Genomic DNA, 15,377 nt, shown 5'->3' on the forward strand with positions numbered 1-15,377 from the left:
ATTGAAAAAGAGCCGCATTGCGAAAGTATGCGGCTCTTTTTTCTATTAACTAAAATATTAACTAAAACATAGCCGAGAACACTATTTACGCCATCGGTTCGTGACGTCTGAGTGCGTATTCCTTACCGGATAAGGATGATAAATCATCATCATTGCCACACTATTGCTCATAGGATGAGTCGTAGAATCCGTTGATTTGCTATCATGAACCGTTCGCTTTTCCTTGCGAGCGGGAACAAGCGAAAGATGGTTTAACGATGATAAATTCATGGTGCCGTCTCCTCAGAGTGTTTAATTAAACGGTTAGCTTCAGCCAGCTCATAACGTCTTGGGGTTAACGCTGTCGCACTGTGATTACGTGCGAGCACGGAATAGATAGTTGGCAATACAAACAGGGTAAATAGCGTCCCCACCAGCATGCCTGTGACAATCACCAAGCCAAGCCCAAAACGGCTATTTGCTCCGGCGCCAGTCGCGAACAGAAGGGGAACTAAACCGATAACCATCGCCGCTGTTGTCATCAAAATAGGACGTAAACGGATTTGCGCTGCTTTTAAAATGGCATGGCGTTTATCTAACCCTTCGCTAGCTTGCAGTTCATTGGCAAACTCCACCATTAAGATCCCGTGTTTACTGATTAGCCCGATCAAAGTGACTAAGCCAATTTGGGTATAAATATTGAGAGTGGCATAACCCAATGCCAGCGGGATCAAGGCACCACAGATAGACAGCGGAACGGTAATTAAGATAATCAACGGATCCACTAAACTTTCATACTGCGCCGCGAGCACTAAATAGATAATGATCAGCGCCGCCATAAACGCAAAGGCGAGGGTGTTTCCTTCTTGCTTATATTGGCGCGAATCGGATTGCCAATCATGGCTAAAACCGGCTGGCAACTCGCTGGCTATCTCATCGAGATACGCCACCGCTTGCCCTAAGGTAACGCCCGGTGCAGGAATAGCTTGGAAAATGGCGGCATTTTGCTGATTAAACTGGGACAGTTTATTCGGCTCTACTTGTGTTGAAATATCCACCACCGTTGAAAGTGGGATCATGCTGCCATCTTCGGACTTAACATAATGGCGGGATAACGCTTCTGGGGTCAGCCGTTGGCTGCGCAAGCTTTGCGGGATCACATCATAAGAGCGTCCATCCATGCCAAAGCGGTTGATATAATTCTCACCCACCAGCAGCGTTAGGGACTCACCAATATCCTGCATACGAATGCCTAAACTGTTGGCTTTCGAACGATTAATACGCACCTCAACCACTGGGTTGTTATAGTCGAGGTCGCTATCTACCACCATAAACAGGCCGCTTTCACGAGCTTGTTGTTTGATCTCTTCCATGGTGCGATACAGTACCGGATAATCTTGCGGGCTTTTTAGCACCATTTGAATAGGTAAGCCGCCTGTAGAGCCAGGTAATGCCGGTAACTGGAACACAAAGATACTGTTACCTTCCACATCGCCAACGCGGCCTTGTAAATCCGATTGGACCATCGATGCAGAACGCTCCCGTTGCTCCCAAGACGTTAAGTTTGTACCCCCGAAGCTGGTGGAAGGGCCATCGGTGCCGTTAATAATCCACGTACTTTCAGTTTCGGGCAGCGCCATAAACACATCGTGCAATTTACGGGAAAAACGCTCTACATACTCCAGGTTGGCATGTTGCGGAGACTTAATCGCCGTTAATACGCTCGACTGATCCTCTACAGGGGCCAGTTCTCGCGGCGCAGCTTGATACAACATCGGCAGGCTGATCACAACGCCGACAGCTAAAATTCCGGTGATCCAGCGATTCTTCAATGAAAAATTCAGTACCGCCGTATAGTAATGGGCAAGGGTCTCGAAGACGGTTTCTGCCATTCGCGCCATGCGCCCTTCATTCTGTTTCGAGTTCAACATAAATGAACTCATGACAGGGGAGAGGGTTAAAGCCACTATTCCTGATACAATCACCGCCCCTGCCAATGTGAGCGCAAACTCTTTAAACAATGCCCCTGTTAATCCAGACATTAAGCCAATCGGTGCATACACTGCAGCGAGGGTAATGGTCATTGCGAGAACGGGACCTGCCACCTCACGGGCGCCGATCAAGGCTGCCAGAACAGGGGATTTTCCCTCTTCAATATGGCGATGCACGTTTTCCACCACCACAATGGCATCATCCACCACCAATCCAATCGCCAGCACCATCGCCAGTAAGGTCAGCAAGTTAATACTAAAGCCGAACGCCATCATCAATGCCGCCGCACCCAGCATGGACAGCGGAATGGCAAGGATAGGAATAATCACACTGCGAATCGAGCCAAGGCACAGATAAATCACGGCGATAACAATTAGCAGGGCTTCAACGAGGGTATGGATCACTTGGTCGATGGAGGCTTTAATAAACCGTGAAGTTTCAAAGGCCATTTCCACTTTTACCCCCGGCGGTAGGGTTTTGATGATATCTGGCATTAACGTGTTCATACTATCTACAATCACCAACGGGTTGCCAGTTGGTGTGGCAAACAAACCTAAGTAAATAGCAGGTTCCCCGTTCATTAAACCGCTGGTCTCAGTGGATGCAGCCCCCAGTTCAATGGTGCCCACATCTTTTAAACGCACCAATCCGTTACCGTCATTGCGGATCACCAAATCGCGAAATTCATCCACATTGGTTAAATCGGTGTTCACATATACGTTAGAAATGACAAACTCCCCCTTCACCTTACCGGGAGCGGCTTGATAGTTATTTTGGCGTACCGCTTGGGCGACCTCAGCCGCTGAAATGCCGCGACCCGCGAGTTTATCCGCATCCAACCATAAACGCATTGCCAGCTGTTGCCCGCCGAACACCTGCACTTTCGCTACGCCATCAATGGCGGAATACATCGGCTCCACCACGCGGGAAAGGTAATCGGTTAGTGCAGGGATCGACAGTTCGGTACTGGAAAAACCAATATAAGCGACGGCAGTGGACTCCCCAGAAGAGAGCTCTATCACAGGGTCATAGGCCTCTTTCGGCAGCTTATAACGCACTTGATTCACCTTTGCCATCACTTGGGTGAGAGCTTGGGTAGAATCGCGGTTTAGCTCCATGCGCACGGTCACAAGGCTGCTGCCTTGAACGGAGGATGACGACAAGTAATCAACTCCTTCAACGGAAGAGACCGCTTGGGCAATCGGCTGAGTCACAAACCCCTGCATCAATTTTGCCGAGGCACCCGGATATTGCGTAGCAATGGTGATGGTTGAACTTTCTAATTGAGGATATTGGCGAATGGGTAATTTATTCAGCGCAAACAGCCCCATCAACACAATCAAGGCGCTGACCACTAAAGCCAATACCGGCCGGCGCACAAACAAGTCCGTAAATTTCATTGTTCGTCCTTATGAGCCTTGCGGGGTTTCAGATAATGTATTTTGAGCGACAGGGGTAATGGCAGAGCCATTATTCAGACGTAGCTGCCCTGAACTGACCACTTGGTCGCCCTCCGTAAGTCCATGCTCAATTTCGATATTGCCATCAAAACGTTGCCCCGTTTTCACGGAAACGCGCTTGACCGCCATGGCGTCCCCAGTACCTTTAGCAATAAATACCGTATCCCCATAAGCGGTGTAAGTGACTGCCGTTTCAGGAATTGTTAGCACCGGATTGTTGGCTTGCCGCACTACCGTGACATTGGCGTACATCCCCGCTTTTAACTTGCCATTGCTGTTATCCAGCGTAGCTTGCAGAGCAATCGTTCGGGACTTGCCAATCAACGGATCAATGGCCGTCACTTTGGCGGGGAATGGTGTATCGGGGTAAGCATCGACAGTGATATCCACTACTTGCCCTTGATGCAATTCAGGGGAGGCTTGTTCATCCAAAGAAAAATTCAGCTTCAATGTTTGGGTATCCACAAGGCTGGCAATGGCCTCACCGGGGCTAAGGTATTGCCCTTCATGGACTTGGCGAATACCAATGGTGCCATCGAAAGGGGCATGAATGGCTTTTTGCGCAATTAATGCTTGAGTTTGCTGAATCAGCCCCTGAGCCATATCTCGCTCGGCACGGGTGCTATCCACCTGTGCTTCTGCCACTAAATGTTGCGCAGACAGAGAACGAGTTCTGTTATATAGGCGGGCGGCATTGCGGTATTGTGCTTGATAGCGCGCTAAATCTGCACGCTCTACCGCATCATTGAGCTGTACCAATAATTGCCCTTTTTTGACCTGTTGACCGGATTCAAAACCAATTTTGGTGATGCGCCCACTGGTTTCTGCTGCGACAAACACCTGACTACCCGCTTCTAATTCCCCCACACCATAAAAAGTTCGTGGCGCATTAGCCAAGGTGACAGGTGCTAGGGCAACTTTTACAGGGGGGTATTGATAAGCCGCTTGTGGCTTATTGTCTGAGCTGGCGTAAGTCGAGTAAATGGCGGCTCCTCCACCGGCGGTGAGAAGCCCTGCACATAGCAACGTTAGCGTTTTTTTATTTATCATCATTGGCATCTTAAATTGACAATTAAAGAGGCTGGCACTATAAAACCTTAAGTTAAGTTGAGGTCAATAGGGGGGGAGCAAAATGGTGGGCAAAACCATGAATACGATAAAAACGCGGAAAATTGCCGCGGAAAAGGTAGATTTTTCACGGGCACTGACGGTAGGAGAAGTGGCAAAACGCGCAGGCGTTCCGGTTTCTACCGTGCATTTTTATGAAGCGAAAGGGCTGATTCAAAGCACTCGAACACAAGGGAATCAGCGACGTTTTCCACCGGTGGTTTTACGCTACATTGCCATTATCAAAGTGGCCCAAAGTACCGGCATTCCCCTTAAAGAGATCCAAGATGCACTTGGTCAGTTCCCAGCAAACAGCAAATTGACGGCAGAAGAGTGGAAAGGGATGTCAACGGAATGGAAAAGTTCATTAGATAGACGAATCAAACAGTTAACTCGATTGCGCAATGAGTTGGACCACTGTATTGGTTGTGGTTGTTTGTCTCTCAAAGATTGCCCATTGCGCAACCCTGAAGATATCTTAGGTCATCAGGGGTCGGGTGCCCAAATCCTCGAACGTCCTTAAATCACACTTTTCACTATCTGGATAGCCACTGCAAAATGTGGCTATTTATTCAATATAATCATTAAGTTATTAATCAAATAGCCGCGCTGTGTGGATAATCTTTGCGCATATGGGCTACCGATTTTTGCCTTTTTTGCGTAATGATTCGTCATGTTAATTTTTTGTGAACGAATGAGAGCGAAGAGGGCACAGCGATGAAAGGTCTGAATAACAAAATTGCCATCGTGACGGGTGGTGCAACCAAAATCGGCGCAACCGTGGCAAAAATCTTATGTTCCTATGGGGTCAAAGTCACCATTTTTGATATCGACAAAACCAATGGGGAAAGTGTGGCGCAATCAGAGCCCAATATTGACTTTTTGCCCGTGGATATCACCGATGACCAACAGCTAAAGCAAGGCATTGACCGTGTTGCGCAAAAATATGGTCAACTCGATTTTTTGGTTAATCTGGCCGCCACCTATCTGGATGACGGTCAAGCCTCTTCACGTCAAGATTGGCTAACGGCATTAAATATCAACGTGGTGAGTGCCGTGATGGCTGCGCAATTTGCCAAGCCTCATTTAGCCAAAGCGGGCAAAGGGGCAATTGTTAACTTCACCAGTATCTCCTCTTCGGTGGCGCAAACGGGTCGCTGGCTTTATCCCGCATCGAAAGCCGCTATGTTAGAAGTGACGCGCAGCCAAGCGATGGATTATGCCCCCGATGGTATTCGCGTCAATTCCGTTTCCCCTGGCTGGACATGGTCTCGGGTGATGGACGAATTGACTGGCGGCGACCGCCAAAAAACCGACCGCGTCGCGGCGGATTATCATCTTTTACAACGTGTTGGCGACCCTGAAGAGGTGGCTCAAGTTGTGGCATTCCTACTGTCTGAGCTGGCGAGTTTTGTTACTGGCGCAGATTACTCGGTCGATGGTGGATACTCCGCCATGGGGCCTGAACAGGCGAAACCCGCCATTCCCCGTCTTGCTGAATAAGACACCCTGATTTTAATTTTATCGAGGAATTCACTATGCGTCGTATTGCAATCGTAGGTGGTGGCCAGGCGGGTATGCCATTGGCATTAGGGCTGCTGAACAAAGGTTATGATGTGACGGTTGCGACTAACCGTACCCCAGATGATGTGAAAAATGGTCGCGTGATGTCCAGCCAATGCATGTTTGATATTTCGCTACAATTTGAGCGCGATTTAGGGATCAACTTCTGGGAAGACAAGTGCCCACCCGTTGAAGGTATTGGTTTTACCGTCCCGCATCCTGAAAAAGCGGGTGAAAAAGCCATTAGCTGGCGCTCACGTATTGATAACTACGCCCAAGCCGTTGATCAGCGGATCAAAATGCCTTACTGGCTGGAGTTATTTGCTGCTCGCGGCGGCAACTTAATGATTGAAGATGTGGGCGTCGCAGAGTTAGAGAAACTCGCTGAAACTCACGATTTAGTGATTTTAGCGGGGGGAAAAGGGGAAATCGTTAAGCTGTTAGAACGTGACCCGACTCGCTCACCGTACGATAAACCTCAGCGTGCGTTAGCGCTCACTTATGTTCACGGCATGCTGCCAACCCCTGAATTTTCCCAAGTTTCCTTCAACTTGATACCGGGCGTGGGGGAGTACTTTGTGTTCCCATCTCTAACCAATAGCGGCGACTGCCACATTATGGTTTTTGAAGGTGTGCCGGGTGGGCCCATGGATCAATGGGGGGAAGCGCGTACTCCACAAGAACATTTGGCCTACAGCAAAAAAATCATCGATACCTATTTACCGTGGGAAGCAGAGCGCTGCCGTCATGTAGAACTAACTGACGAAAACGGCATTCTGGCAGGGCGCTTTGCCCCAACAGTCCGTAAGCCAGTTCTCACGCTGCCATCAGGCAAAATTGTCTTCGGTTTAGGGGATGCATTAGTGACCAACGATCCATTAACCGGGCAAGGATCGAATAACGCCACGAAAGCCAGTAAAGTCTACTACGACGCCATTTTAGCCCGTGGTGATAAGCCATATACCGCAGAATGGATGAACGAAACGTTTGAACAATTCTGGAAATACGGTCGCCATGTGGTGGAGTGGACGAACGCTCTGTTAGCGCCGCCACAGCCACATATTCTTAATGCGCTAGGTGCTGCGCAACAACTGCCAACCTTAGCGCACACCATCGCGAATGCCTTTAACTACCCACCGGTTCTTGCACCATGGTGGCACGATGCCCATGCCTGCGATGTGTATATTCAATCGTTGATGCAAGAAGAAGTTCGCGCTTCGTAGGAGAAATCAGTATGTCGATGATTGCAGAGGACACACTTATGTGCGAAAGCGAATGGGGTCATACCGAGTTTGAATCGAAAACCTTACGCAATTTACTAGGCTGCTACCCCACAGGGGTAGCGGTTGTGACCACTCGCACCCCTGATGGACGTGACGTTGGGTTGACCATCAACTCATTCGCATCACTGTCATTAGATCCGCCTCTGGTGTTGTGGAGCTTAGTGAATCATTCACCTAATCTGGCGGTATTTCGTGATTGCCAACATTTCACGATTAATATCTTAGGTAAAGATCACCAAGAGTTGGCGATGCGTTTTGCTAACCCTCGAGTCGAAAATAAATTTGAAGATGTCGCCGTGCACATTACGCCAGAAGGGATCCCCGCCTTACACGGCGCGATCGTGACCTTAGTGTGTGAAAACCATAAACAAGATCATATTGGCGACCACTTACTGATGGTGGGGCATGTGCGCCGTATCGGTAGTGAAACGGGCAAGCCTTTAGTTTTCCATGGCGGCACATTTACCGCCCTACATGAAGCGCAATAGGCGCAGGAGATAGTATGGAACAGCAAACTTTGATGTCATTCGCCAGCGAGTTACAAAAAGGCAATATTCAGATTATCGACCTGACACAAACCTTATCGCCTTCATTTCCGGCATTGCAACTGCCAGCTGAGTTTGGGCAAGTGTGGTCATTCAAAATGGAGCAAATCTCCCGTTATGATGAAAATGGTCCCGCTTGGTATTGGAACAATTTTAGCTGCGGTGAACACACCGGCACCCACTTTGATGCGCCAATTCATTGGATAAGCGGTAAAGATCAGCCCAAAAACACCGTTGATACCATCCCGCTCCACCACTTTATTGCCCCAGCGGTAGTGGTTGATGCAAGTAAAGAAGTGGCGCAAAACCCCGATTGGGTCCTAACGGTGGATTTCCTGCAAAAGTGGGAAGAGAAACACGGCAAAATTCCCAAAGCAGCATGGGTTTTACTGCGCACAGATTGGTCGAAAAAGTCCGATAACCCAGAAGCGTATGTGAATATGCGCGAAGATGGCGCTCACACGCCGGGTCCTTCTCAAGAAGCGGTTGAATGGCTTATCCACCAGCGTGATGTTAAAGGCTTTGGGGTTGAAACTATCAATACCGATGCGGGGCAATCTTACAGCTGGCCAGTACCGTACCCGTGCCACACGTTAATGCACGGCAACAATAAATACGGTTTGCAATGTTTGAAAAATCTCGACCAACTACCAGCCACTGGGGTGGTGATCGTTGCGGCGCCCCTGAAAATTGAAGGCGGCTCAGGCAGCCCATTACGCGTGCTTGCGCTGGTGGGGTGAAGTATGGCGAGCTTATCCAACCCCCAAGTGATCGTGGTCGGCAGCGGGATGAATTCGCTGATGTGCGCCGCCTTATTGGCGGTGCGCGGGAAATCGGTTTTGGTTCTGGAACGTAACGATCGCCTTGGCGGTTGTATTCGTACCGAAGCGCTATTTGAAGGTTATACCCACGACCTGCTTTCTTGCTGGTATTCACTGTTTGTTGGTAGCCCTGGCTACCAAGAATTAGCGCCATTGCTTCAACAACAGGGTTTGGAGTTCGCGCAATGCGACTATTCCACTGGATTGGTGCAGCCAAATGGAAAATCAGTGGCATTAAAGCGGGATATTGCGGAGGCTGCCAAACAGCTAGATGCTCTCGCCCCCGGAGATGGCTTAGTGTTTCGCCAAATGGCCGAAAAGCTGTTTAGCGAAGATGCGGCGCTGACATTTGGTTTATTAGGGCAAAACCCCTACAGCGGCGGCATGTTCAAGTTACTGTTTTCCGAGTGGCGCAAACGCGGCGTTGATGGCTTGCTGGATTTCGCTAAATCCGGAGTGGAAAGCTTTCGTCGCTGGTCTGAGCGGGAATTACAACATGATTTTAGCCGAGCCTTGATGGCACCGTGGGTGCTGCATACAGGGCTAGGGCCTGATGAAGCCAGCTCGGCGCTGATTGGTAAACTGACGTTTGCTGCGGTTGTGGCGGGGGGTATGCCCGTTGTCAAAGGTGGCAGCTACCGGATTGTTGAAGCGTTCGCCAAAGTGATTGAGCAACATGGTGGCGAGTTACGTACCAACGCCCATGTAGAGAAAATTATCACGCAGGGCAGCGGTAAAAACAGCCGCGCCACAGGGGTTCGTGTGGATGGGCAGTTTATCCCCGCGAGTGAAAGTGTGGTGTGCAACGTAACGCCAACCCAGCTATATGGCGGCTTGCTCGATGAGGTTTCGCCGCAAGTGAAACAACGGGCGGAGGGCTATCGCTATGGGCGCGGTGGAATGCAAATCCATTTTGCGCTAAGCGCGCCGCCACCTTGGTGTAATCCTGAATTACTCAATGTGCCATTGGTTCATTTCACAGAGAGTATGGAGCAAGTGTGTTTGTCCGTCACTCAAGCCAATAATGGTTATCTGCCTGATCGCCCGACGTTTGGGATCGGTCAACCCACCACATTAGACCCAAGCCGTGCTCCTGAGGGCGGGTGGATCTTGTGGATCCAAATGCAGGAACTGCCTCGCCATCTTAAAGGGGATGCGGCGGGAGAAATTGCGATCCCTGAGGATGGCCGTTGGAATAACGCGGTGCGTGAAGCGGTTGCCGATCGCATTCAACAGCGTTTGGAAATGGTGATGCCCGGTGTATCTGATTTGATAGTCGGACGTAAAGCGATTTCCCCCGCCGATCTTGAACGTTATAACTGCAATCTGGTGGGTGGGGATCCGTACTCAGGAACCTGTTCGCCAGATCAATTCTTTTGGTTGCGACCGTTTGCGGCTTCAGGGCAGACAAAAGCGCATCAAACGGCAGTCAAAAATTTGTTCCATATTGGAGCATCAACCCATCCGGGTCCTGGTCTTGGCGGGGGCTCTGGGTATTTAGTTGCTGAGAAATTAGCAGCGAAGAAAAAGCGGTAATAGAGAATGGGCTTGAGTCAATTCTAGGTAAGACAAACACAGCGATCATAAAAGTAACTATATAAAAAATATCATAAAATCACTACAGCGGCAGGTAAATGATGAATAAAGAAATGGTGAATAAGCTGCTCGTCGGCTCGTGCTTGGGTGCACTGTCATTTGGTGCTGTCGCAACAGAAGGGGGCGGTCTTGGGATCTACCCTGATGGGCTAGAAAACTTTATGTCTGGCGCACTTCCACCGCAAGGTGTCCATGTGCTGGTCTATGGTGGAAATGCCCACTATGACAGTGTTCGTGACAACAAAGGCGATAAAATTCCGATCCCCGGCTTTAGTGTGAATGTGAACGTGCTAGCACCGCGCTTTATCTGGGTGACTGACCAAAAAGTGTTTGGTGGTGATTTAGCGTTTCACACCATTCTTCCTTTGTTGGATGTGACGGCGAAGGCGGCGGGGAATAAAGAAACCAGTCGTGGGCTAGGGGATATTACTTTTGGCCCCGCATTAGGTTTCCATCCTTCAGCTGACTTGCATTATGTATTGGGGCTGGATGCTTATGCGCCAACCGGAAAATACAGTAAAACCGACCCATCAAGTTTAGGAAAAAATTACTGGGTATTACAGCCTGTGTGGGCGATCAGCTACATTCCACCTGTAGGAGTGAATGCGGATTTAAAAATGATGTATGACTTTAACTTCCGCAACAATGATACGGATACTCGTTCAGGACAAGCATTCCACGCCGATTATGCATTAGGTTGGGGCTTTGGTAATGGCTGGGTAGCGGGGATTGGGGGTTATGGATTTATGCAAACCACCAACGACAGCGGTTCAAATTCAGCACAAGGTAAGGCTCAAGCCTTTGCGGTAGGTCCTTCAATCCGTTATGCAAACCCACAAGGTTGGCTATTTACGGCGAAGTGGGAGAAGGATTTTTCGGTGAAAAACCGTCCAGAAGGTTCACAAATTTACCTCAAAGCGTCTATTCCGTTTTAATCCCTTTATCTCAATATTGGCAGCCGAAAGGCTGCTGATATTGAAGTGTATAATTCCTATTACCCATTTTCATTTTCAGGTGATAATCAAGTCTTTCATATATGAAAAAATGACCGCGCTGCTTGCTAATTAGCCATACGGTCATTGTAATCTAGAATGGTTTTAATACGTGAATTTACGCTTTTTTCATACTTTGGCTGGGGCTTTCTCCGTAACGTTGTTTGTATTCTGCGCTAAACCGTCCCATGTGGGCGAATCCCCAACGCAATGCCACGCCAGTCACGCTGGTGGCTTCCCCTGACATCAATTCGGCTCTAACTCGCTCCATACGCAAATCACGTAAATATTGCATCGGACTAATATCTAAAAACTCTTTAAAACCGGCATATAAGCTGCGCAAACTCACCCCAGCAATATGGGCGAGTTGTTCTACCGTGATAGGTTCGTGGGCGTGAGCTTCAAGATATTCTTGAACGCGGCGAACATGGCGTGGACGAATAGTGGCACGACGCATACCGGAATCTTCCAAATAATTATGCTGGTGGGTGGATAATAGAGTGACAGAAACTAATTGCTCTACTTGGGTGGTGATCAGTTTATGCTGCAGTAAATCAGGTGTACGTGTAGCGCATTCAACCAAATAATTCATCAACGTACGCCATGCAATGCAAGACTGCCAAGCAAACCCCAATTCAAAAACTAACGGTTTCTCTAAGGTATGCCCAAGCTGTCCAACCAACGTACGCTCTAATAAAGAACGAGAAATTCGCAGCATAAATTGGTCATTGTCACTATTCCAACGCATCACCGTGGACTCTTCTGGGCTAAGCAAAGAAGCCATCTGCGGTGTGGATTCTATAGTTTTCCCGCCGCTTTCGATAATTGCACTGCCTGATAATGGCATTTGCACCAGAAAAAAATCTTCCAATTGCCCGGGGGTGATAGCCACATCTGCCCCATAGCGTAGCCGGCTGAGGGAAATATCCCCCATTGGAATGTAATGCATGCGAGCATCAAGACGCTGATGCGGGTTAAGTAGCTGAAATTGATGGGGTTTCATCACGCGTCCCACCATGGATTTGATCTCTTCAGGATCAGCTGAACTGAATAATAATCGCTCAGAAGAACAGAGTTGGTTCTCTATCTGAGGTGCAGGTACGTAAGGCCATGAATTGCTCAACATAAGGAGGTGCCTCCAAAGTAAACACTGTGCCCTTGATAGGTTGCCTAGCGAGTGTCGCGATAAGCTAGAATCCTTTAGGGTCTCTATGGGATATTTCGATATCTCATTATTATTTTTTATTATCTTCGACTCATCACAGGGTCGGTTTTGTTAACATTTCATTAAACAATTTTTAACCAATTGTGCTTCGAACATAGCATAAAGGAATTTGCTTACCTAGCCATATTTGTATAAAAACTATCCGAATACTGCAAAAAAATAGAGAGAATACGCTGATTGTGATTTACGTAACAAACTAAAAAATAAAGTTATTTTTATTTATTGTTAGTTTTAAATATATGATTATTCATGTTGTTTTGTATATTTGGCTACCTATTAGTTAAGCGAAAAGTTATCTGTAGAGATATTTTGTCTTTAATCAGAATAATACTCTAATGACTCTTTATTTGTAGGGGTTAATTAGGGCTATTAGTTGATTTATTAGGAAAATTGGTCATGGGTTTCTTTGGCTCGAATTCTTATTAATCATTCTTCTCTTTGCCATTTTTTCATTATTTTACAATGATTTTGTCCGCTCTATGCACCTCTTATCCACTCTCTGCAAAAATCTAATATGCATGATTAATCATGAATTGACCAATTATTAACAAATGAGATACAAGAAAGAAACACAAAAAAGATAACAACGTGCTGACGTTGACTGGTGAGGTTAAAATGGCTGAGCGCTCGTTTGTTCAAGAAGTTCAAAAATTACGGCAGGGTGAAGGCGAAGTTTTCAGCGGTGAAGGGATCCTTGCCGTCACTAAAGCATTACTCGAATCGGGAGTCTCCTATGTGGCAGGCTATCAGGGAGCCCCCATCTCCCACCTGATGGATGTGCTGGCTGATGCGCAGGATATCTTATCGGATTATGGTATTCGTTTTGAAAACAGCGCCAGTGAAGCTACCGCTGCCGCAACACTGGCCGCATCGGTTAACTACCCTTTACGTGGCGCAGTGACATTCAAAGCAACCGTGGGTACTAACGTTGCTTCAGATGCATTAGCAAACTTAGCTTCTGGCGGTGTACTGGGTGGTGCGCTGATCATCGTCGGTGAAGATTATGGCGAAGGTTCCTCCATCATGCAGGAACGCAGCCACGCATTTGCTATGAAATCCCAAATGTGGTTACTCGACCCACGCCCTAATTTACCTTGCATTGTTCAAGCAGTTAAAGATGGTTTTGATCTTTCTGAAGCCAGCAACACCCCAGTTATGCTGCAAATGCGTATTCGCTCTTGCCATGTTCATGGGCAGTTCACATGCTCTGATAACCAGTATCCTAAATTTACGGTCAAAGATGCGCTAGAAAACCCAACTCGGGACGTGAGCCGTATCGTGTTACCGCCAGCCAGTTTTTTACATGAAAAAGAGAAAATTGAGGCTCGCTGGCCTGCTGCCATCAAATTTATTCAACAACGTGAACTCAATGAATTTTTTGCGGAAGATGCCGAAGATGTGGGGATCGCCTTACAGGGCGGCAACTACAACACGCTGATCCGTGCATTAAACCAGATTGGTCTCGCCGATGTTTTTGGTAACAGTAAAATCCCGTTGTATGTCATGAATGTGGCATACCCGTTGATTGATGATGAGTTTGAACGCTTTTGCCGCAATAAAAAAGCCATTTTAGTTTTAGAGGAAGGGCAACCAAACTTTGTTGAGCAAAACGTGGCGAATATTTTACGTCAACGCAATATTGATGTGGCACTGCATGGTAAAGATATGCTGCCGATGGCGGGGGAATATAACACGGCAACGGTATTAGCAGGGCTACGATCATTTTTCGAACGCTATGGCAAAATTGAGCCACAAGTGAAAGCGGCTGCAAATCAAATTCGTATTCCAACCATTAATGTTGCGGCTGTCAAAGTCGATGATGACCTACCTGAATATGTGAATGCTGCGGAACCTACTTTAAATGAAACGGTACATGCGCGTCCACCGGGGTTCTGTACGGGTTGCCCTGAACGTCCCATTTTTACTGCAATGAAGCTAATTGAGCGTGAACTGGGTGAACACCATGTGAGCGCAGACATTGGCTGCCATTTATTCTCTATTCTGCCGCCATTTAACCTCGGTAACACCACGATGGGATACGGACTTGGTGGTGCGGGTGCTGCCGCGTTAAATGCCAAAGCGGGTAAGCGAGCCATTTCAGTGATGGGGGATGGTGGTTTTTGGCACAACGGATTAACCAGCGGTATTGCTAATAGTGTATTTAACCGTAGCGATAACTTAACCATTGTTGTTGATAACAGTTATACCTCTGCAACAGGTGGGCAAGATATTTTGTCGTCAACGGCGCTAAATTCTACTCGCAGCACAGGGCATGAGATTGAAAAAGCAGTCAAAGGCGTTGGGGTGAATTGGGTAAAAACCATCAAGCGTACCTACGATTTAAAAGCCATGACGAATACGTTACGTGAGGCACTGACGACCACAGAAAGTGGCCCGAAAGTGTTAATTGCGCAAAGCGAATGTATGTTGAACAAACAGCGCCGCGAAAAGAAAAAAGTTCGTGAAGACGTTTCAGCAGGCAAGCGAGTTATCCGTGAACGTTTTGGTGTCGATTCAGACACTTGCACGGGAGACCACTCCTGTATTCGTTTATCAGGTTGTCCATCGTTATCAATCAAACCTAACCCAGATCCTTTACGGACAGACCCTGTCGCGACGGTGATGGATAGCTGCGTAGGCTGTGGGCTGTGCGGTGAGGTTTCCCATGCCGCAGTGCTGTGTCCCTCATTCTTTAAAGCTCAGATTATTACCAATCCAAATGGTTGGGACAAGTTGCGCCACCGTGTTCGCGGCTGGTTTATTGGCTTCTTACAGCGCCGTGATGCACGCCGCCGTGAACAACTGAGTTTTTAG

General features: G+C 47.9%; 11 protein-coding genes. 8 read left to right on the top strand and 3 right to left on the bottom strand.

From position 1 onward, the window contains the following. Nucleotides 1-266 precede the first annotated feature (266 nt). On the bottom strand, nt 267-3,371 hold the full coding sequence (locus tag LDO51_RS08400) for a MexW/MexI family multidrug efflux RND transporter permease subunit (protein WP_225577090.1): 3,105 nt from the start codon (nt 3,369-3,371) through the stop codon (nt 267-269). A 9-nt stretch (nt 3,372-3,380) separates the two neighbouring features. Further along, nucleotides 3,381-4,478, bottom strand: a complete 1,098-nt coding sequence (locus LDO51_RS08405) for an efflux RND transporter periplasmic adaptor subunit (protein ID WP_423810975.1) — start codon at nt 4,476-4,478, stop codon at nt 3,381-3,383. A 100-nt stretch (nt 4,479-4,578) separates the two neighbouring features. On the opposite strand from LDO51_RS08405, the gene soxR reads away from it, so the two are divergent. The 7 genes from soxR to LDO51_RS08440 all read left to right on the top strand — a co-directional run bounded on the left by soxR (nt 4,579) and on the right by LDO51_RS08440 (nt 11,281). Next, complete coding sequence (soxR, locus tag LDO51_RS08410; RefSeq protein ID WP_187128693.1) at nt 4,579-5,061, top strand: redox-sensitive transcriptional activator SoxR; 483 nt, start codon at nt 4,579-4,581, stop codon at nt 5,059-5,061. A 194-nt stretch (nt 5,062-5,255) separates the two neighbouring features. Next, entirely contained in the window at nt 5,256-6,041 is a 786-nt protein-coding gene (locus LDO51_RS08415) for an SDR family oxidoreductase (RefSeq protein WP_225577092.1), read from the top strand. Between the two features lie 35 nt (nt 6,042-6,076). Next, nucleotides 6,077-7,324, top strand: coding sequence for a styrene monooxygenase/indole monooxygenase family protein (locus LDO51_RS08420; RefSeq protein ID WP_225577093.1), 1,248 nt, complete (start codon nt 6,077-6,079; stop codon nt 7,322-7,324). 11 nt (nt 7,325-7,335) lie between these two features. Further along, nucleotides 7,336-7,872, top strand: a complete 537-nt coding sequence (locus LDO51_RS08425) for a flavin reductase family protein (protein ID WP_225577094.1) — start codon at nt 7,336-7,338, stop codon at nt 7,870-7,872. 14 nt (nt 7,873-7,886) lie between these two features. Beyond that, nucleotides 7,887-8,669, top strand: coding sequence for a cyclase family protein (locus tag LDO51_RS08430; protein ID WP_036955285.1), 783 nt, complete (start codon nt 7,887-7,889; stop codon nt 8,667-8,669). Between the two features lie 3 nt (nt 8,670-8,672). Continuing rightward, entirely contained in the window at nt 8,673-10,286 is a 1,614-nt protein-coding gene (locus tag LDO51_RS08435; RefSeq protein ID WP_225577095.1) for a phytoene desaturase family protein, read from the top strand. 98 nt (nt 10,287-10,384) lie between these two features. After that, nucleotides 10,385-11,281, top strand: a complete 897-nt coding sequence (locus tag LDO51_RS08440; RefSeq protein ID WP_225577096.1) for a SphA family protein — start codon at nt 10,385-10,387, stop codon at nt 11,279-11,281. Between the two features lie 175 nt (nt 11,282-11,456). Here the strand turns inward: LDO51_RS08440 and LDO51_RS08445 are convergent, their stop codons facing one another. Next, nucleotides 11,457-12,464, bottom strand: coding sequence for an AraC family transcriptional regulator (locus LDO51_RS08445; protein WP_225577097.1), 1,008 nt, complete (start codon nt 12,462-12,464; stop codon nt 11,457-11,459). A gap of 714 nt (nt 12,465-13,178) precedes the next feature. Here LDO51_RS08445 and LDO51_RS08450 point away from each other — a divergent pair. Beyond that, nucleotides 13,179-15,377: an indolepyruvate ferredoxin oxidoreductase subunit alpha gene (locus tag LDO51_RS08450; RefSeq protein WP_336432188.1), complete on the top strand. Its 2,199-nt coding sequence runs from the start codon at nt 13,179-13,181 to the stop codon at nt 15,375-15,377.

Source organism: Providencia alcalifaciens (assembly GCF_020271745.1).
GTDB lineage: Bacteria > Pseudomonadota > Gammaproteobacteria > Enterobacterales > Enterobacteriaceae > Providencia > Providencia alcalifaciens_B.